Raw genomic sequence first — 19758 nt, forward strand, 5'->3', positions numbered from 1 at the left:
CCTGAAGTCGGGCAGCGGTGGGGAGTTGAGAGTCCTTGGACACGGAAGAGCGTCGGAGCGCGGCGTCGGCGGCGAGCGGGACGGCGATCCCGAGGCAGCCGCTTTGGGTGGAAGAGCCCGCGGTGCGGCGGCGGATGCCGGATCCGGTGCGTACGGCGGCCGTGCGTGCGGTGATCATCATGTCGCTGACGATCATTCAGGCCATGGTGGCTCTGCTGAGCACGATGACGGGCTCCTGGCTGGAGTTCCCCATGATGCTGAGCAGTGTGGGCAGCACGGTGGTCGCCACCTGGGCGGTGCTGGATGTGTGGGTGACCCGTCAGGTCTGGAATCAGCGCAACGGTGTGGTGTCCGTGCCGAGCAGTTCGGCGCGGCAGCTGCGCCGGGAGCGGCGCGGGGCGCGACGGGCGGCGAGGGCGGCGGAGCGGGAAGCCACGCGGATACGCCGCCGGGGCGCGAGCGGCCTGACACGGGCTTGAGCACGCGCCCCGGTGAGGAGTTGAGGTCAGTCGCCGGCCGGGGTGTCGGTGGTCCGCAGGTGCTCGGGGGCGCGGTCGCGGTTCTGGGGGCTCCCGGTCGGCGCCGACGCGTCAGGCGTCGTCGGTGTGCGCTTGAACATTCGGGTGGCGGTGATCTCGCCGTGCACCGTCTCGCCGTTCGGATCCTGCTGCGGCAGACCAGGGCGCAGATGCTCCTCCACGCTGATGTACTTCAGGCCCGCCCGCAGGTCCGCGTCATTGCGCAACCGGATGACCAGCGGAAATTCGGCGAGCGCCGTCGTGTCGAACAGACCCGTGGTGTAGAGCAGCTGTACGCCGAGCGCGTCCGACACCGCGCGCTGGAGCTCCAGCAGATACGTGGCGTTGGCCCGGCCGATGGGGTTGTCCAGGAAAAGCGTGCCCGCGTGGCGGTGCTGGTGGCGGTCACGGCCCCGGTCGTTGCTGCGGAGCGCGGCCATCGTGCAGTACAGGGCGATGGCGGCCGTGAGCAGCTGGCCGCCGGAGAAGACGTCGCCCATCTGACCGACCGGGACGCGTTCGGCGCGGAGCACCGCGTCCGGCTTGAGGATCTCCACGGCGATGCCCTTGGGCTCCAGCGCCGCCTGTACACCGCGCAGCAGAAGGGACATGCCGTCGCGGCGCAGATCGGAGTTCTTCTTGAGCGCGGCCCGGGTGGCGTCGTCGATGACCTCGCCGAGCCGCTCGGTGAGCGTCGCCTGGTCGGGCTCCTCGAAGCGGATCCGGAGGAACTCCTGACCGGACCACTCCCCCAGCCCCTCCGGCAGCTGGGAGAGCCGCTGGGCGGAGCGGAGGGTGGTGAGCGCGGACTCCACGAGTCCGCGGAGCCGGTCGACGATGGAGTCGCGGTTGCGCTCCAGTTGGACCAGCTCATCGGTGAGGACCCGCAGGCGGGGTGCGAAGGCGGCGGCCCACTTCTCGGCGTGCTCGGGCAGGGCGGCGGCCGGGAGTTCGCGGATCTGCTGGCGGGCGGGGGTACGGACCTGTTCGTAGCGGGTGGAGTTGGCGTGCCGTACGAGCACATCGCTCGCCTCGCGCACCGCGCTCTCGGCGGCGGAGAGGTGGGCGGCGCAGCCGCGCAATGAGCGGCGGGCCTCGGCGGCGGACTGGCGGGCCTCGTCGAGGCTGCCGGGGTACGGCTCGGGGGGCTCGGTGTCGTCGTCCGCGCCGTGGTCCCTGAGCAGGTCGCGCAAGAGGGCCGCGCTGTCGTCGAAGCCGCCGGCCGAGGCCTCGGCGGTGCGGTGGGCGTACAGCAGCTCGGCGTGGGCGGCACGGGCGGTGTCCAGGGCGCCGGTTGCGGTGCCGAGTTCGGCTGTGGCGGTACGCAGCAGGGTCTGGGCCTGCTCGGCGTCGGCGGGGACCAGCTCGTCGGGGAGCTCGGTGTGGTGGCTCTCACCGTCGGCCGGGGCCAGGCGCTCGGCCTCGCCGCGCAATCGTCCGAGCTGCTCGCTCGCCGTGGAGGCCCGCGTCTCCAGGAGCTGGACCAGCGACTCCGCGCGGGCGGCGGCCGCCTGCCGGGACGGTCCGTCGGCGCCGTCGGTGCCTTCGAGGAGCTGGCCGGCGCGGGTGCGGACCTTGTTGGTGAGCCGGTCCAGCTCGGCGAGGGCGGCACTCTCATCGCTCTCGGCACGGGCCTGTTCGGCGCGCAGGTCGGCGCCGACGCCGACCTTCTCGTACAGCTGGGATGCGGCCCGGTAGGCCTCGCGCAGGGCGGGGAGGGCGGGGCGCGGGACGTCGCCCTCGGGCTCCGGGACGCTCTCGGGGGCGCCGGCGATCTCGGCGCGTTCGGCCCGCAGGGCGCGGGCGGTGCGGCGTGCGTCGTCGGCGGCGCGCTGGGCGGCCCTGCGGTCCTCGTCGGCGGCGCGGGCCCGCTCCAGGCAGACGGTGGCGCGGGCTTCGGACTCGGCTGCCTCCTCGACCAGTTCGCGCAGTTTCGCCTGCCAGCCGGCGCGTTCGCGCAGCCGGTGGGCCAGGCCTGCGAGTGCGTCGGCGACGCGGCGGGCGCGCTGGGCGGCCTCCTGCCGCTCGTCGCGGACGCGGGCGGTGTCGGCGGCGGCTTCGTCGGCCTCGGCGCGTGCCGTGCGGGCCTCGGCGAGCACGGCCTGGGCCGTCTCGGCGGCCGTGCGGGCGGTGCGGGCGGCTTCGGCGAGCTCGGCGAGCATGCCGGGCGGGCAGTCGGCGCGCCAGGAACCGATGCGGGCGGCGAGGGACCGGTCCCCGGTGAGGCGGGCTGCGAGCGTGCGGATGTCCTCGTCGCGGGCGGCGGCCCTGCTCCTGAGCGCCTGCCGTTCCGCGTCGGCGGCGTGCTCGTCGTGCATGGCCGGGTTCGGCGGGACGAGGAACACACCGTCCGCGTCGGAGCCGGTACCGGAGGCCGGTACGGGCGCGAGCAGCGCGGCGGCGGTGCCGACGGCCACGGCGGAGCGCGGCAGCAGGGCGGCGCTGCCCAGGACTTCGCGGGCCCGGGCATGCGAGTCGGCGTCGGTGATGACCACGCCGTCGACGAGCTCGGGCCGGGCTGCGAGCACCGCCGCGTGATCGGCGGGGTCGACGGCCTGGGCGAGGTAGCGCCAGCCGGGCAGGGCCGGGATGCCGTGCTCGCCGAGGTATTCGACGGTGGCGAGGACATCTGGTCCGGGCGGCAGCAGTCCGCCGTCGCCGAGCGCGCCGAGGATGCGGGAGTCGTCGGCGGCCGCAGTGCGCAATTCGAAGAGGCGACGTTCGGCGGCGGCGATGCCCTGGTCGAGGAGGTCCCGCAACTCGTCGGCGTTGCGGTCGAGTTCCTCGGCGGTGAGCGGCTGCTCGCTGCTGACGGCGTGGTCGGTGGTGAGCGCGTGACCGGCGACAGTGGTCTGCCGGTCGAATCCGGCCTCCGCGGTGCCCGCGCCGTCACCGGGTCGGCCGTGGGATGCGGGGTGGGTTCCGGACGGATGCGAGTCGGTGGTGTCCGCAGCCGCGCCCGGTTCGTATGCGGCGGTGCCCCGGCGGGGCCGCGGTACTCCCGTGCCGTGTGCCGGGGGCAGGCCCAGCAGGTCGGCGAGGCGGTGGTCGGCGGCGATCGACTCGGCAGCCCTGCGTTCGGCCTCGTACGACTGTTCCGCCGCCTGCGCACCGTCGGCGGCGCGCGCCGCGGCGAGCTCGGCGCGGCTCTCGGCAGCCGCCGCTTCCCTGGCCCGGTCGGCCGCGGCGCCGGCGGCTTCCCTGGCCGTGTTCCAGGCGGCGACGGTGGACTGCTCGGCGTCGCTCGCGGCGAGGGCCGCGCGCGCCGGGTCGGCGTCCGGCGCGGTGTTGTCGAGCCAGCCCGCCCGTACGGCCTCGGCGGTCTCCTGCTCGACCTCGGCGAGGCGCTGGCGCAGATGTCCGGCCTCGCTGCGGGCGCGCTGGGCCTCGGTGGCGGCGGTGGTCGCGTCCCGGTGGGCGGTCTCGCCCGCGGCCTGGAGGGTGTCGGAGCGCTCCTCCTCCTCGTTGGCCACCTGCTCACCGGCCTCCGCGGCGGTGTGCAGGGCGCGTACGAGGTCGGCGGCGGCCGTGGCGCGGGCGGCGAGCGCGGGGGCGGCGTCGCGCTCGGCCTCGCGGATGGCGACGGCGACGCGCGCGGACCGGTCGGCGGCGGCGCGGTGGCGGAGCACGGCTTCGGCGGCCTGCCAGGCGGAGTGCAGGGTGCGGGCCTCGACCAGTTCGCGACGCTGGGCGGCGGCGCCCTTCTCGGCTGCGGCCAGCGCCAGGGACGCATGCCGGTAGGCAAGTTCTGCGGCGATGAGGGCGCTGCGGCTGCGGGCCTCCTCGGCGGCGGTGACGGTGTGCGCGGCGCCCGTCACCTGCTGGGCGAGGTCGGCGGTGCGGCCGCGCTCGTCGGCGGCCCGGGCGGAGAGCCTGCGGGCGAAGGTGCGGGTGCGGCGCTCGGCGCCCGCGTGGACGTCGCGGGTGCGGGAGCGGGCGTCGGCGGCCTCGACGATCCGGCCGAGCAGATCGACCGAGCCTGCGGTGAAGTCGCGCTCCGCGGTGAGTTCGGCCCGGCGGCCCAGCTTGTTGCCGAAGCCGCTGACCAGGTCGGCAAGGCCGTCCGTGTCACGGGTGTCGGTGACGGCACGGAGCAGCAGGTCGGTGAAGTCGGAGTCCTTCTTGACCGCGAAGAGGCCTGCGGCCTCGCCCTCGTCGGCGTTCATCTCGCGCTGGTAGCGGAAGAGTTCGGGGTCGAGGCCGAGGTCGCCGAGGTGCTCGTTCCACCGGTCGTGGATCTCTTCCCAGTGCACATCGAGGTGCTGGTAGAACTTGCCCGCGTCCGTGAGGGCGTCCCGGAAGCCCTTCATGGTGCGGCGCCTGCCATGGGCGCCGGAGGCGCCTTCGACGGGGCGGCCGACGGCGGTGGCCTCGGCGACCGGCAGCGAGTCGAGGCTGAGCCCGGGCCCGGGGCGGAAGGAGTACCAGGCCTCGGCGAACTTGCGGGGGTCGTTGGAGACCTGCCGTCCGCGCCACTCGCTGACCTTGCCGACGACCACGCACTCGCCGGTGAGGGTGTGTTGCCACTCCAGGGCGACATGGCCGCAGTCGTCGGCGAGCAGGAACTTGCGCAGTACGCCGGAGCTGGCACCGCCCAGGGTGTTGCGGTGGCCGGGCAGCATCACCGAGAAAATCAGCTTCAGCAGGACCGACTTGCCGCCGCCGTTCTCCAGGAAGAGCACACCGGCGGGCGCGGGGCGGCGCGGCGGGCCGACCGGCTCCTCCTCGAAGAACTCCGCCTGGGCCGGCGCGGGGTTGGGCACGGGCTCGCCCACTCCGCGCAGGTCGAGCACGGTGTCGGCGTAGCGCGCACCGGCAGGCCCGATGGAGTAGAGGCGGACCCGGGACAGCTCGTACATGGCGGCGGACTCTCGTCGTTCGGAAAGCGGGAGTGGGACGGCGGTGGGGGTGCTCAGGCGTGGAAGGGCAGACCGGCGTCGGCCGCCAGCTCCAGGTCGTCGCCGTCGGGCGGCGGCAGCAGCGTCGCCGTTCCGTCGGTGACGGGTACGACGCCGAGCTCCAGCAGTTCGGCCATGGCGGCGGTGCCCGCCATGTCGCGGACCTGCAGCTGGTAGCGGGCGGTGGTGCGGAAGGCGCCTCCGGCGTCGTCCCCGGTGCGCTGGAGGAAGCCGGAGTCGGTGAGGAAGGCGACGGCCTTGCCGACGATGCCGGTGGTGGAGCCGGCCAGCCGCCGGGCGTCCTTCGTCGCGCCGGTGGCGCTGCGCCGGGCGTAGATCCGCCAGGCCGCTTCCAGTCCGGGGGCGTCGGTCGCCGGGTCGGTGTTGTCACCGTGTTCCTCGGCGCGCTCCTCCAGGCGGTGGCAGGCCTGACGTACGAACGCGTCGATGCCGTTGACCGTGATCCGGCCGATGTACGCGTCGTCGGCGAGGTCCTCGGGGCGCGGGAAGGCCATGGCGGCGACGGCGAGGTGGGCCAGTCCGTGCAGGAATCGGTCGGCGGAGTCCGAAGAGGCGCGGCGGGCGTAGTCGCCCATGCGGACGGCGAAGACCGAGTCCTCGCCCGCCGTCACGGCCATGCCGGCCCGGGTGGACACCTCCAGGACGACAAGACCGAGTCCGGTGGCCACGGCGTCGGCGAGCCGGGCGAAGGGGGTCTCTTCCCGGTAGCGGCGGAGCAGCTCGGCGTATTCGGCGTCGCGGGCGGGCAACAGCTTGGGCTGCAGCCCGAAGGCGACGAGCCGGGCAGCATCGGCCGCGTCGGCCGGGGTGACGGCGGCGGGCGCGGTGGTCCCGTGGGCGGCTTCGCCTTCGGGCGCGTACCCGGCGGTCGGCTCGCTCCACGCGTCGGTGTGCTCTGCGCGGTGGTCGCTCACGACGGTCGCTCCTCGGTGCGGAAGATCGGTGGTACGGGGTGGACGGCGCGGGCTCTCCCGGCCTCCGTCGGGAACGGTGCGGGCCGGACCGCACACAGGGGGGCGCCGCCCCCGGTGCGGCAGTGACCGGGGGCGGATCGCCGGTGACCGGAGTGGGGGCCCGGGTGGACCCGGCGCCCCTGCCCGCTCATGACGCCTCCGAGCGGTCCGCGGCCATTCCGGCCGCGTCCAGCAGGGCCGTGCCCACGATCAGGTCCGCGCCGCCGAACTCCGGGTCGTCGAGCACGGTCCCGTCGTCGACGGCGAACAGCAGGCGCCGCTCGCCCTGGCGGTAGGCCGTGCCGACCGGCGGGGATGCGGCGTGGACCGCGAGCAGGGCGACCAGATAGGGCAGGCCCGGATCGCTCCGCCGGGCCTCGGCGAGGAGCCCGGAGAGCCGCCGCGGTGCGTCGTGCTCCAGATCGAGGAGGTTCATGGCGCTCGCCAGCTGCTCCTCGCTGAACCTGCTGTCGTCCGGGGTGGCGATCAGATCCGGCTCGGGCATCTCGGCGCCCAGATGTTCCCGCTCCAGGGGCGGGGTGAGCAGCATGTCGACCAGGTCACCCACCCTTACCGATGCGGGCGTGCGCAGCCCGGTGCCGTGGGCGAAGTACGCGTCGGTGACGCGAATGGCCTGCTCGACGGGGAGCGGCAGCAGCGGGGCCACCAGCTGGCCGTACAGGTCGAGGCCCATCCTGGCCGTGGGGGTGGCGAACGCCTGCCGGTCCTGCTCGGCACGGAACAGCGGTCCAGCCTCCAGCAGGCGGGACTGCAGCTGGGTGTGGCGGCGGATGCAGTCCTTGACTATGTCGACGAGCTCGGCGGCGCGGCGCTTGTGCTCGGGGTCCTCCGCCTCGTCCCTGGACTTGCGGATGTTGGTGAGGATCGCATTCTCGTGACGGTAGCGGTCGGCCACGTGGTCCAGTGCCTCGGCGATCATGTCGGGCACGGCGTTGAGCCAGTCGACGGCTCTGACGTTGCGCCGGGTCGCCTCCAGCGTCTTGCGGAGCGTCTCCGCGTACTGCACGGTGCGGTAGCGAGCCTGCTCGGCGGCGAGCTGCGCATCCGCGAGCCGGCCCCGGCTGATCAGGACCTCCAGTTTCACCTCGGCGGCGATCTGGGCGCTGGTGACGTCCGTGTCGAGGGCGCCGACCAGGACGTTGACCGCTTCGTCGGTGGCCCTCAGATAGACGCTGCCGCCGAAACCGGGGACCTCTTCGATCAGCTTGAAGTCGTAGTCTCTGCGGACATACACCCCGTCGGGGCCGAAAGTCCCGTATACCGTGCGGAAGCCGCGGTCCACGCTTCCGACGTTGATCAGGTTGTCCAGCACCCAGCGGGCCACGCGCTCGTGCTCCGCGACGGGACGGCGCGGGGCCTGGGCGGCGACGCGCGGGAGCAGCTTCGCCACTATTTGCTCGTGGTCGGCGCCCGTGTCGAAGTCCATGTGCAGCGTGACCTGGTCGATCGCGGCGAGCGCGACCTCCGCCATCGCGTAGACCGTGTACTCACCGGCCAGATTCGCCTTGCGCACGTCGAGGTCGTGCAGCGGCGCCGTGCAGGCGAGCGCGCGCAGCCGCCGCGAGAGCCCCTCGTCGGCAGCCGGGCCCAGGGCGGGCCGCGGCCCCGCGCTGAGCTGGGGCGCAGCGTTGTCCGTGTAGGCAGGCGAAGTCACGCTGCACAGATTAGGTCCTCACACCGACAACGGTCGAAACGGCGCAGAAGCTACCGGTTGCCCCACCGTCGGCCGGGACCGCACAACACGGTCGTTCAGCCATGCCGCGGCGGTCGTTCCGGTTCCGGCGCCGACGGGTTCGGGCGCTCCCGCGCTCCGTACCCTCCGCCGCCCGGAGTGCGCAGGACCAGCACGTCCCCGCGCGCCAGATCGGCCGTGTCACAGCCCTTCAGCTGGGTGACCGTCCTCGCGCCGTCGGCACGCTCGATGTGCTGGGTGCCCAGCGCGCCCGGTTCACCGCCCGCCATGCCGTACGGCGGGACGCGGCGATGCCCGGAGAGCAGCGCCACCGTGACGGGTTCGAGGAACCGGAGTCTGCGTTCCACGCCGCAGCCGCCGTGCCACCGGCCCGCTCCCCCGCTGCCGGCGCGTACCCGGAAGCTCTCCAGCAGCACCGGGTAGCGCCATTCGAGGACTTCGGGGTCGGTGAGCCGGGAGTTGGTCATATGGGTCTGCACGGCGTCGGTGCCGTCAAAGCCGTCGCCCGCGCCCGATCCGCTGGCCACCGTCTCGTAGTACTGGACACGGTCGTTGCCGAAGGTCAGATTGTTCATGGTGCCCGAGCCCTCGGCCTGGACGGAGAGCGCCGCGTACAGCGCGCCCGTGACGGCCTGGGAGGTCTCCACGTTGCCCGCGACGGTGGCCGCGGGGTGGACGGGCGCCAGCATCGAGCCCTCCGGGACCCTGACCTCCAGGGGTTTGAGGCAACCGCTGTTGAGCGGGATGTCGTCGGCGACCAGGGTCCGGAAGACGTACAGGACGGCGGCCATGACGACGGACTTCGGGGCGTTGAAGTTCCCGGGCTGCTGCGGTGAGGTGCCGGTGAAGTCGACGACGGCGCTGCGGGCGTTACGGTCCACAGTCAGCGCGACCTCGATCACGGCGCCGTTGTCGGTCTCGTAGCGGTACGCACCGTCGTGCAGCTCCGCGATGATCCCGCGTACGGACTCCTCGGCGTTGTCCTGCACATGGCCCATGTACGCGTCGACGGCCGCGGCGCCGAACTGGTCCACCATGCGCCGCAGTTCGGCGATGCCCTTCTCGTTGGCGGCGATCTGGGCGCGCAGGTCGGCGAGATTGGTGTCGGGATCGCGGGACGGGTATGCGGCGCCCGTGAGCAGCTCACGGGTCTCGGCCTCACGGAATGTGCCGTCCCTCACCAGTAGCCAGTTGTCGAACAGCACCCCTTCCTCGTCGATGGTGCGGCTGAAGGCGGGCATGGATCCGGGGGTGATGCCGCCGATCTCGGCATGGTGGCCGCGCGATGCCACCAGGAACCGCAGGCCGGCGCGACCGTCGCCGGACGTCTCGCGTCCGTCGAACACCGGCGTAACGACGGTCACATCGGGCAGGTGCGTACCTCCGTGGTACGGGTCGTTGATGGCGTACACATCGCCGGGGCGCATCGTGGTGCCGTTACGCCGGAGCACCTCCTTGATGGACTCCCCCATCGAGCCGAGGTGCACCGGAATGTGCGGGGCGTTGGCGATCAGGTTGCCGTCCGCGTCGAACAGGGCGCACGAGAAGTCGAGCCGCTCCTTGATGTTGACGGAGTGGGCGGTGTTCTCCAGGCGTACCCCCATCTGCTCGGCGATCGACATGAAGAGATTGTTGAAAACCTCCAGCATGACGGGGTCCACGCGCGTACCGATCGCGGTCCGGCCGGGGCGCGGGCGGACCCGGGTGAGCAGCAGATGGCCGGTGTCGCCGATGGTGGCCTGCCAGCCGGGATCGACGACGGTGGTGGCATCCGCCTCGGCAATCACGGCGGGACCGGGGACGGTGTCCGACGGGTGCAGGGCCTCGCGCCGGTGGAGCGGGGTGTCCTGCCATCGGCCGTCGGCGAACATCCGTACCGTGTCGTGCGGTTGCGGCGCGCCCTGAGGGGCTCTCCGGTCCACCGGGTGCGGCACGTGCCGACCGGCCGCGCCGGTCGCCTCGACCGATACCGCCTCGACAAGCAGCGGCCGGTCCATGGTGAAGCCGTAGCGGGTGCGGTGCCCGGCCGTGAACGCCTCCGCCATCGCGGGCGCGGTGTCCAGCTCGACCGGCAGGCTCGCGTCCGTACCCGCGTAGCGCAGGAAGACCCGGGCGTGCGTGCTGATCGCACTGTCCGGGAGGCCGTCGGCACGCAGTTCGGCGCGAGTGCGGGCGGCCAGGTCGTCGTGGAGCTCTCCCAGCCGGGCCGCGGTCCCCTCGTCGTCGAGTTCCGCCTCGACCGACTGCTCGCGCATGGCGGTCGCGTCGGCGAGACCGATGCCGTACGCGGACAGCACCCCGGCCAGTGGCGGTACGAGGACCGTGTCGACACCCAGCGCGTCGGCGACGGCGCACGCGTGCTGGCCGCCGGCGCCGCCGAAGGAGGTGAGGGCATAGCGGGTGATGTCGTGGCCGCGCTCCACGGAGATCTTCTTGACCGCGTTCGCCATGTTGAGCACGGCGATCTCCAGGAAACCGGCGGCGACCTCTGCGGCGCTACGCCGCGTTCCGGTGGCCCGGGCCACCTCGTCCGCGAGTTCGCCGAAGCGCTCGCGCACCACATCGGCGTCCAGTGGCAGGTCCCCGTCCGGTCCGAATACGGCAGGGAAGTGCGCGGGCTGGACCCGGCCGAGCATGACATTTGCGTCGGTGACGGTGAGCGGCCCGCCACGGCGGTAGCAGGCCGGGCCGGGGACGGCGCCCGCGGAGTCGGGTCCCACCCGGTAACGCCGGCCGTCGAAGTGCAGGACGGAGCCGCCGCCGGCCGCGACGGTGTGGATGTTCATCATGGGCGCGCGCATCCGCACCCCGGCGACCTGGGTGCCGAGCTCGCGCTCGAACTCTCCCGCGTAGTGCGACACATCGGTGGACGTACCGCCCATGTCGAAGCCGATGACCCGGTCGAATCCGGCCTGTTCGGACGTACGGGCCATGCCGACGACTCCGCCTGCCGGACCAGAGAGCACGGCATCCTTGCCACGGAAGTGCGCGGCCTCGCGCAGTCCGCCGTTGGACTGCATGAACATCAGCCGGATGGAGTCCAGTTCACCCGCGACCTCGTCGACGTACCGTCGCAGGATCGGCGAGAGATAGGCGTCGACGACGGTGGTGTCACCGCGCGGTACGAGCTTGATCAGCGGACTCACCTCGTGGGAGCAGCTGACCTGGGTGAAGCCGGCCTCGCGGGCCGCGGCGGCGACCGCGGTCTCGTGGGCGGGGTAACGGTAGCCGTGCATCAGGACGACCGCCGCGCTGCGGAATCCGTCGGCCCACGCGGCTCTCAACTGCTCGGCCGTCGCTGCCAGGTCGAGGGGGGTGAGGGTCCGGCCGTGCGCGTCGATCCGCTCCGGCACCTCGATCACCCGCTCGTACACGGCCTCCGGCAGCAGGATGCGGCGGTCGAAGAGGCGGGGCCGGTTCTGGTACGCGATGCGCAGGGCGTCGCGGAACCCTTCGGTGATCACCAGGACGGTCGGCTCGCCGCGCCGCTCCAGCAGGGCGTTGGTGGCGACGGTCGTGCCCATCTTCACGCTGCCGACCCGGTCGGCGGGGACCGGGTCGGTGGGGCCGAGACCCAGCAGCAGGCGGATCCCGGCCACTGCGGCGTCCCGGTAGCGGTCCGGATCGTGTGAGAGGAGCTTGCGGGTGACCAGCCGCCCGTCGGGACCGCGGCCCACCACATCGGTGAACGTGCCGCCGCGGTCGATCCAGAACTCCCAGCGTCCAGTCATCCCTCCATACTGACGTGCGGCACCGGCAACGGGCCGGGTGGCACGGCGGGCGGGGTTCTGAACGTGACCGTGGCGAGTGCGCCCTGCAACGCCTGGTCGGCCCGCCGGTCCAGCTGCGCGGTCGTGCCGCGCGCCCAGTGCCCCATCTCCGCTCCTGCCAGGTACAGCAGTTGGGGCAGCAGATCGGTGCTCCGGCGGGCCAGCCATCCGGCGCCTGCCGTGGCCAGCCAGAGCAACGAGTCGGTGCGGCTCGGCGGCGGCTGCTCCGGCTCGCGCCCGGGCGGGGCTCCCAGGGCGAGCCCACGGGCGGCGAGCAGCGCATGGAAGTCGGCCGCGACCGTGCGATGACCGCGCTCGGCCGGATGGAGCCGGTCGACGCTCCAGAGCGAACGGTCGGAGACCCACTCCCCGTCCGAGACATGCAGATGGACGGCGTCATAGCGGGCGGACAAGGCATGCACCACGGCATTCACCGCACTCTGCCGCCGGGCCAGCGGACGGCCGAGCGGCGCGGGCAGCCCGAGGACGGCGCCGGGATCGGGCAGACAGGCCGTCAGGAGTACGGCCCCGCCGTCGGTCAGGAGCGCGCAGACCTCGTCGAGCCGCTGGGCGAGGAGCCGGATGTCGAAAGACCGGCGCAGGGTGTCGTTGACTCCGACGACGACGGAGGCCAGGTCGGGCCGGAAGGCGGCGGCGGCCGGGGCCTGCCGGTGACGGACGTCGCCGGAGAGCGAACCGCTGACGGCGAAGTTACGGAACTCGACGCCCCGACGGCCGTCCCCGATCGCGCCCGCCAGCAACGCTGCCCAGCCGCGCCGGCCGCCGGGGACGGGATCACCGATGCCTTCGGTGAACGAGTCCCCGAGCGCGGCGAACCGGATCGGGCGACTGGGGGCCGCCAGGTGCGCGGGCGATGCGGGCGGTACCGGCAGAGCGTCCGTGACGGGGAGGGGGGCCGGCACGGAGGATGGCGCAGGCGACAGCGGCGGTCCGGGCAGATCCTCGGTTACGGGTACGGGAGCCGGCACAGAACTCGGCACGGGCGCCGGCGCCCCCGGCGGGACCGGTACGACCGCCGCCCCCGCCGCCGCGGCCGCCCGCACCACCACCCCCTTCATGCCCGCACCCCCGGTATTCCGCCCCGGTCCGCCACGTCGTGGGCGGCCAGGAATGCCGCCACCGAGCGGTCCCAGCCGAAGAGTTCGGCGCGTTGCCTCGCCGCCGCGCGCCGCCCTGCTTCCGGGCGCGCCAGCAACTCCCGTACTGCCGCGGCGAATGCCTCGCCCGTATCCGCCACGGCCACTCCCGCGCCGCCGATCACCTCAGGCAGCGCGGAGCTCGCGCTCGCCACCACCGGGGTGCCGCAGGCCAGTGCTTCCAGGGCCGAGAGGCCGAATGTCTCGGCGGGGCCGGGGGCCAGGCAGACGTCGGCCGCGGCCTGCAGATCCGCCACTCGTTCGCGGTCCCGCACATGACCCAGGAACTCGACCGGCAGCCGTTCCGCCCGCGCCCGGCTCTCCAGCCCCGCGCGCAGCGGCCCGTCACCCGCGACGACCAGCGTCGCCTGCACACCCAGGCCGTCAAGGACGGCCAGCGCGTCCAGGGCCCGGCCGGGACGCTTCTCCACCGAGAGGCGGGAGCACATCAGAAGGAGCACGGACCGGCCGCGGACATGGCGGGCGCGCAGGACCAGGCTGCGCCGGTCGGGGCGGCAGCGCCGCAGGTCCACGCCGAGCGGGGCGCGGACCACATTGCGTGCGCCGATCCGGACGAACTCGCGCTCCGCCCACTCCGTGGTGCACACGATCCGGGTGTAGGCGTGTGCGCTGAGGGTGTTGAGGCGGTCGGCGGTCCGCGCGGCCGCGCCGGCCGGGACTCCCCAGGTGCGCAGCACCCCGTCCGCCGTCTCGTGGGAGACCATCACAGCGGGCACCCGGGCGCGGCGGGCCCACTCGCCCGTCCAGCGCAGGGTGGTGCGGTCGGAGACCTCCAGGCGGTCCGGCCGCAGCGTTTCCAGGAGGTGGCGGAGGGTGCGGCGGCCGGCCAGTACGCGATAGCCGCCGCTGCCCGGCAGCACCGGCCCCGGGAGGGTGATCACCCTGCCCTGTGCGGTGCGTACATCACTCGCGCTGTCGCCGGGCACGACGAGCACCGGCTCGTGTCCGGCGGCGAGGTAGCCGCGGCCGAGTTCGTCCAGGGCGGTGCGCAGTCCACCGGAGGACGGCGTGACGAAGTTCGCCAGGCGGACAATGGTCATTCCCGGCTCACGCCCGCTCATGCGGCCACCGCCGTCCGGCCGCGCAGCACCTCGTCGTAGTGGCCCAGCAGTTGATCGCCGACGGCTTCCCAGGTCCGGCCCTCGACGGTGGTCCGCCCGGCCCGGCCGTAGGCCGCCGCGCGCGCGGGGTCCGCGGCGAGTGCGCCGACGGCCGCCCGTACCGCGTCGGCGTCGTGCGGCGTAACCAGCAGGCCGGTCCTCCCGTGGTCGACGAGGTCGAGCGGCCCGCCCGCCGCCGGGGCGATGACGGGCACACCGGAGGCCATGGCCTCCTGCACGGTCTGGCAGAACGTTTCGTACGGGCCGGTGTGCACGAACATGTCCAGCGAGGCGAACAGCCGGGCAAGGTCCTCCCCGGTCCTGCGGCCGAGGAAGACGGCGTCGGGCAGGGCCGCTCGCAGCGATGCGCCGCTCGGCCCGTCCCCGACGACCACGACCCGCACTCCGGGCAACCGGCAGGCCCCGGCGAGGAGTTCGACGTGCTTCTCCGGGGCGAGCCGGCCGACGTATCCGACGATCTTCTCGCCTCCGGGCGCGAGGCGGTGGCGCAATGCCTCGTCGCGCAGTTCCGGCCGGAACCGTACGGTGTCGACGCCGCGCGGCCACAGCCGCACCCGTTCCACGCCGTGGTCGGTGAGGTCGCGGACGGCGGCGGTGGAGGGGGCGAGGGTGCGGTCGGCGGCGCTGTGCACGGCGCGCATCCGGCGCCAGGCGGTGTTCTCGCCGGTACCAAGGTACGTACGGGCGTAGCCGGCCAGGTCGGTCTGGTAGACGGCCACAGCCGGCAGCCCGAGCCGGGCTGCTGCCGCCATGCCGCGTGCGCCGAGCACGAACGGTCCTGCGAGATGGACGAGTTCGGCCCGGTGGGCGGTGAGAGCAGCCATCAGCCGACGGCTCGGAAGGGCCACCCGGACCTGCGAGTAGCCGGGCAGGGGCAGGGAAGGGACGCGCACCACGGGGCAGGGCGCGGCCGATTCGAAGACGTCGGGGGAGGAGGCGGCCGGCGGGCGCTCAGGGTCGCTGCCGGTGGGTGGCCTCCACGGGGAGCCGGAGGATCGGGACGTGGTCGTCGCGCCGGCCGTGGCCGGGGCGATGACGAGCGGTTCATGGCCACGCGCGGCAAGATGCCGGGCGGTCTGCATGGTGCAGTGGGCCACGCCGTTGACGTCGGGCGGGAAGGATTCGGTGACGATGACGACACGCATACCCGTGTTGTCGTCGTGCCGGACGTGACGGGGCCGACTTCGATCTTTCCACCGGGGGAACGTCCCGTGAGCGTTGGACGTCCGGTGGCAGGATGCGCCGCGCTCCCCCGAAGCACTGCGCCCTTCTGTACGTGCCGCGGATCAGACGGCCGGGGTGTCGGGCCCGATCCTGCTGCGCACCGCGGTCTGTACCTCGGCCTCCTCGGCCGGGTCGGCGGCCAGCCGGCGCAGCCGCTCGGCGACCCTGATGTCACCGGTCTCCGCGTGGAGTGCGGCGACCTCCCGGGTGGTCTCCTCGCAGTCCCACAGGCATTCGACGGCGAAGCCGGTGGCGAAGGAGGGGTCGGTGGCCGCCAGTGCGCGGGCCGCCCGGCCGCGCAGATGCGAGGAGGACGTCTCCCGGTAGACGTGGCGCAGGACGGGTGCGGCGCAGGCGATGCCCAGCCGGCCCGTGCCGTCGACGAGGGTCCACAGGCGTGGTGCATCCGGCCCTTCGCCGCGTACGGCGTCGCGCAGCGCGGCAAGGACGAGGGAGGCGTCCTGGGCCCCACCCCGGCAGGCGAGCACACCGGCGGCGGAGGCGCCGAGCGCGTCGGGCCGTCGGGCCCAGCTCCGGGCCCGGTCCACCGCCGCGTCGCCGCACATCCGCTCGAAGGCGGCGACGGCCGCGTCGGCGACTGTGCGCGAGGGACTGGCCGCCGCGGCCTCGATCAGGTCGAGCACGACCGGGTCCCTGGCTTCGGACAGGTAGTGCAGGGCCGCGCAGCGGGCGCCTTCCGGGCCGCTGCGGGCGGCCTCGACGATCACCGGCCGGTCGTCGCGTCCGGCGACGGCGGTGAGGCAGCGGGCGGCGGGGACGTGGAGAGGGGTGCCGCGGTCCAGTCCCTGCTGGGCCCAGTCGAAGACGGCCTGGATGCTCCAGCCCGGGCGTGGGCCGCCGGGGCGCATCTGTCGCTGCCAACGGTCGAACGAGCCCTGTTCCGAGGCGGCCCTGACCCTGGCTCCGACCGCTTCGCGCGGATCGTCCGCCCACAGCCGCCAGGGCCGGGGTTCGAAGGCGTCCCGTACGGCGGCCGCGAGCTCGGCGGCGCCCTCCTCGGTGTCCGGGAACCGGGCCAGGACGGGCACGGCGAGGGAGCGGAGTCCGGCGTCGTCGTCGCGCAGGGCCAGCTCGTCGAGGGCCCATGCCCAGTTGGCGCCGGTCGCCGCGTACCGGCGCAGCAGGATCAGGGCGTCGGAGCGACCGTACGAGGCGAGGTGGCCGAGGACCGCAAGGGCCAGGCCGGTCCGCGAGTCGTCGGTGTCGATGTGGTCGTCGGGATCGCTCAGGTGCCGCTCGATCTCCTCGATGCCGCCGTCGAGGTCGAGATACAGGCGTGCGTAGTAGAGCGAGCGGTTCTCGACCTGCCAGTCGTGACGCGGATCGCTCAGGACGCAGTGGTTGAGGGCCGCGAGGGCCTCGGCACGTGGAGCGGCGAGCGCGTGGAGCGTGCCGTCGCCGCGGCCCCTCTGCAGCAGGCCGAGCAGGGTGCCGCTCGGCGCTATGAACGGATCGAACATGGGGATAGCCTCACATCAAGCTGTCGACGCAACCGGGACTGTGCAGTTCCAAGTGCCGGGTGGGCACTACGCCGCGCAGCAACATGATCGGCCGACCGCCGTCTTCTGCTTGGTGTAGACCATCTTCCTCTGCCTCTCGTCGGTGGCCCGAATCGGGCCCGCGACGTCATGATGACCCAGCCATTTCGTCACCGCGACCACATTTACCGCGTACCCGCTCAGCGGGAGCCGAAGAGTTCCAGCAGGTCGGCCTTGCCGAACATGCGTGCGGTGTCCAGCGCGGACGGTGTTCCGGCCGCCGGGTCGGCACCTGCGGCGAGCAGTGCCTCGATCACCGCGTCCTCCCCTTTGAAGACGGCTCCGGCGAGCGGCGTCTGCCCGCGGTCGTTGGCCCGGTCCGGGTCGGCGCCACGGCCGACGAGGGCGGTGACCGCCTCGGCGTGCCCGTGATAGGCGGCGAGCATCAGCAGCGAATCGCCCCGGTCGTTGGTCAGGTTCGCGGGCACACCGGCGTCCACGTACGCGGCGAGCGTCTCGGTCTCCCCGCGGCGCGCCAGGTCGAAGACCTTGGTCGCCAGCTCCACGACCTCGGGATCTGGGACTTCGCTCATCGGACGGACCGCCTTCCACTCACGGGTTTCGCTGCTGACCAGGTGGGTCGTACGGCATGGGGGCCGTACGAGTGAATCGACAGGGTACTGCTCCGCAGCGCACATGGCCCGGACCGGCCGTGGCAAAGATCACGTCGAATGAGGGCGGGACGGCGGGCCATGCCGGACGTTCCGCCCGAGCCACGTTCCCTGTCGGCCGTTCCAGTGAAAATAACGGCCTTTCACTCCATTGCACCTTTTATCGTATGGATACTTTTTGTGAGCCTGGAAGGACTCATGGTGACTGTCCCCCCAAACAGGAGAACCACTCATGATTCTTTCCATGTCAGGCGTAGTCATCCTCGGCATCATCGTCTTCCTGTTCTTCAGGAAGGACGGCCTGAAGGCCTCGCACGCCCTCGTCACGGCCCTGTTCGGCTTCTATCTGGCCGGCACCGCCATCGCGCCGAGCATCACCGCGGGGGGAGCGAGCCTGGCCGGCCTGCTGGGCGGGATCAAATTCTGACCCCCCACGACCGCTCCCACCCTTCAGGAGACCGACGTGGCACGGCGACCACTCCCCCGCATTCTGAGCAGCGGCAGCGCTTCGATCACTCGCAGTCGCGAGTTCGCGCGCGCGGCCGCCGACAACGCCACCGACGTCCTCCATCCGCTGATCAGAGTCACTCGTGGTCTGCGGCTGCTGGCCGGCGCAGGACGGCGGAAGTGGGCCGCGACGCCCAAGGAGCGGCGTGGTCCCACGCTGTTCCTCGGCGCGGCCTGTGTACTCGTGGTGGCGCTCATTCCGTACGGGCCCCTGCTCGCCCTGGCCACGGTGATGGGCGCCGCCGCATGGAAGGGGCGCGAGCGGACGCCGGTGAAGACCGGTCCCGACAAGACCGAGACCGGGCGGCTGCGGGGCCTGTACGAGGCGCTCGTGCCGTACTTCTCCGTGGCTGACGACCCCAGTCCGCTGTTCGCTCACGGCGGCGACTGGGAGAAGGCGTTCAGCGGTTACGAGTTCGACGGCGACGGGCGCGTCACCCGGCTCAAGGTCGCGTACCCCGCGTACTTCACCGACGGCGAGGCCGCCTCCCGCATCCGGATCGAGCAGCTGCTGCACGCCAAGTCGGGCCGCGGCCGCGAGTACCACTTCGCCTGGGACGAGGAGGCCAACCAGCTCGTGATGAGCGTCCTCGACGCGCTGCCCACCTCGATCGCCGCCCAGCGCTTCGTCACCACGCCCGGTGAGACGGTGCTGGGCTTCACCGACGACGACGCGGTGCAGCGCAAAGTGCCGGTCACCGACGGCGACACGACCCGGGACGCACCGCCGGTCGTCTGGCGGACCGGAGCACGTTCCACGGAACCGCATCTGCTGATCGTCGGGCAGCCGGGCAGCGGCACCTCGACCCTGATGCGCTCCATCGCCCTGCAGGCGCTCCAGCACGGCGACATCCTCATCATCGAAGGCAGCGGAACAGGCGAGTACGCCTGCCTGACCGGGCGCACCGGAGTGCTGACTGTCGAGTGCGGACTGGCCGGTGCGCTGGCCACCCTGGAGTGGGCGGCCCACGAGACGGAGCGGCGGCTGATCGCCGCCAACCGGGCCCGGCAGGCGGGGCATCCCCCGCCCGAGGACATCAAGCGCCCGCTCTGGATCCTGCTCGACCGGCCCAGCGTCCTCGGCCATCTCGCGGCCGTCGACGGCCGCCCCGACCCGCAGGAACTGCTTCAGGTCCCGCTGCGCCACGGCAGGGCGGCCAATGTCACCGTGGTGACCACCGACCAGTTCGACAGCCTGGACACACTCGGCGAGACCGTGCGGACCCATACCCGGGCCCGGGTCGTCCTCGGCCCCTGCGCACGCGACCAGGTCGAGTCCGTGCTCGGCCTGGAGCCGCACACCACCCCGCCACCGGACGTCCCGCCCGGCCGGGGATATGCGCGGCTCGGCACCGGCCCGGTGCTGCGGCTCCAGGTGCCGGCCACACCGGACCCGTACGACGACGCGACGAGCGAGGCACACCGGCAGGCGGTGCTCGATCTGCTGCCCGCACGGCAGACGGCGGTCGGGACGACCGCTGCGGAACCGACAATTCCGGACCCGTTGGCTGCGGAGACCGCCCTGACTGCGGAGCACGTCCTGACAGCCGAGCAGCTGACGCTCAGCGAGTAGGCGTACGCACGGCCACATCGCAGGGGCGGGGGGGGGTGGGGTACCCCCCCCCCGGGCTTTTGGCGGGCCCCCCCATAGGCCCCCGGTTCCGGTCGGCGCGGGGAGACCCCC

General features: G+C 73.2%; 12 protein-coding genes. 3 read left to right on the forward strand and 9 right to left on the reverse strand.

Annotation, left to right across the window (positions count from 1 at the left end; genetic code table 11):
* The first annotated feature begins 86 nt into the window (after window positions 1-86).
* The gene (locus tag ABZV38_RS29920) at window positions 87-479 is read left to right on the forward strand and encodes a hypothetical protein (RefSeq protein WP_356331573.1); all 393 of its coding nucleotides are present in this window, start codon (window positions 87-89) and stop codon (window positions 477-479) included.
* Window positions 480-505: 26 nt separating this feature from the next.
* Here ABZV38_RS29920 and ABZV38_RS29925 read toward each other — a convergent pair whose 3' ends face one another.
* From ABZV38_RS29925 to ABZV38_RS29965, 9 genes are all read right to left on the reverse strand, one after another.
* Window positions 506-5377, reverse strand: coding sequence for a hypothetical protein (locus ABZV38_RS29925; RefSeq protein WP_356331562.1), 4872 nt, complete (start codon window positions 5375-5377; stop codon window positions 506-508).
* A gap of 53 nt (window positions 5378-5430) precedes the next feature.
* Complete coding sequence (locus tag ABZV38_RS29930) at window positions 5431-6351, reverse strand: hypothetical protein (protein ID WP_356331563.1); 921 nt, start codon at window positions 6349-6351, stop codon at window positions 5431-5433.
* 187 nt (window positions 6352-6538) lie between these two features.
* Complete coding sequence (locus tag ABZV38_RS29935) at window positions 6539-8065, reverse strand: hypothetical protein (RefSeq protein WP_356331564.1); 1527 nt, start codon at window positions 8063-8065, stop codon at window positions 6539-6541.
* A 95-nt stretch (window positions 8066-8160) separates the two neighbouring features.
* A complete protein-coding gene (locus tag ABZV38_RS29940; protein ID WP_356331565.1) occupies window positions 8161-11835 on the reverse strand; it encodes a hydantoinase B/oxoprolinase family protein in 3675 nt (1224 codons plus the stop codon).
* On the reverse strand, window positions 11832-12797 hold the full coding sequence (locus tag ABZV38_RS29945) for an SGNH/GDSL hydrolase family protein (protein WP_356331566.1): 966 nt from the start codon (window positions 12795-12797) through the stop codon (window positions 11832-11834). Before ABZV38_RS29945 ends, ABZV38_RS29940 begins: the two co-directional genes overlap by 4 nt.
* A gap of 152 nt (window positions 12798-12949) precedes the next feature.
* Window positions 12950-14113 (reverse strand): glycosyltransferase, encoded by a 1164-nt coding sequence (locus ABZV38_RS29950; RefSeq protein ID WP_356331567.1) that lies wholly within the window; start codon window positions 14111-14113, stop codon window positions 12950-12952.
* Complete coding sequence (locus ABZV38_RS29955; RefSeq protein WP_356331568.1) at window positions 14110-15318, reverse strand: glycosyltransferase family 1 protein; 1209 nt, start codon at window positions 15316-15318, stop codon at window positions 14110-14112. Before ABZV38_RS29955 ends, ABZV38_RS29950 begins: the two co-directional genes overlap by 4 nt.
* 141 nt (window positions 15319-15459) lie before the next feature.
* Window positions 15460-16878, reverse strand: a complete 1419-nt coding sequence (locus ABZV38_RS29960; protein WP_356331569.1) for a HEAT repeat domain-containing protein — start codon at window positions 16876-16878, stop codon at window positions 15460-15462.
* A gap of 218 nt (window positions 16879-17096) precedes the next feature.
* Window positions 17097-17489 carry an ankyrin repeat domain-containing protein gene (locus ABZV38_RS29965; protein WP_267006263.1) on the reverse strand — a complete coding sequence of 131 codons (393 nt, stop codon included), beginning with the start codon at window positions 17487-17489 and terminating at the stop codon, window positions 17097-17099.
* A 310-nt stretch (window positions 17490-17799) separates the two neighbouring features.
* Between ABZV38_RS29965 and ABZV38_RS29970 the strand changes: the two genes are divergently transcribed.
* Together ABZV38_RS29970 and ABZV38_RS29975 are read left to right on the forward strand one after the other, a co-directional pair.
* Complete coding sequence (locus ABZV38_RS29970) at window positions 17800-17994, forward strand: hypothetical protein (RefSeq protein WP_018103962.1); 195 nt, start codon at window positions 17800-17802, stop codon at window positions 17992-17994.
* A 36-nt stretch (window positions 17995-18030) separates the two neighbouring features.
* Window positions 18031-19647: an ATP-binding protein gene (locus ABZV38_RS29975; RefSeq protein ID WP_356331570.1), complete on the forward strand. Its 1617-nt coding sequence runs from the start codon at window positions 18031-18033 to the stop codon at window positions 19645-19647.
* Window positions 19648-19758 lie beyond the last annotated feature (111 nt).

Source organism: Streptomyces sp. NPDC005181 (assembly GCF_040608395.1).
Classification (GTDB): Bacteria; Actinomycetota; Actinomycetes; order Streptomycetales; family Streptomycetaceae; genus Streptomyces.

Excerpts from the sequence above, each read along its gene's own strand:
- ABZV38_RS29925 (WP_356331562.1), bottom strand. The coding sequence starts at position 5,377 with ATGTACGAGCTGTCCCGGGTCCGCCTCTACTCCATCGGGCCTGCCGGT.
- ABZV38_RS29940 (WP_356331565.1), bottom strand. The coding sequence starts at position 11,835 with ATGACTGGACGCTGGGAGTTCTGGATCGACCGCGGCGGCACGTTCACC.
- ABZV38_RS29950 (WP_356331567.1), bottom strand. The coding sequence starts at position 14,113 with ATGAGCGGGCGTGAGCCGGGAATGACCATTGTCCGCCTGGCGAACTTC.
- ABZV38_RS29955 (WP_356331568.1), bottom strand. The coding sequence starts at position 15,318 with ATGCGTGTCGTCATCGTCACCGAATCCTTCCCGCCCGACGTCAACGGC.
- ABZV38_RS29960 (WP_356331569.1), bottom strand. The coding sequence starts at position 16,878 with ATGTTCGATCCGTTCATAGCGCCGAGCGGCACCCTGCTCGGCCTGCTG.
- ABZV38_RS29965 (WP_267006263.1), bottom strand. The coding sequence starts at position 17,489 with ATGAGCGAAGTCCCAGATCCCGAGGTCGTGGAGCTGGCGACCAAGGTC.
- ABZV38_RS29970 (WP_018103962.1), top strand. The coding sequence starts at position 17,800 with ATGATTCTTTCCATGTCAGGCGTAGTCATCCTCGGCATCATCGTCTTC.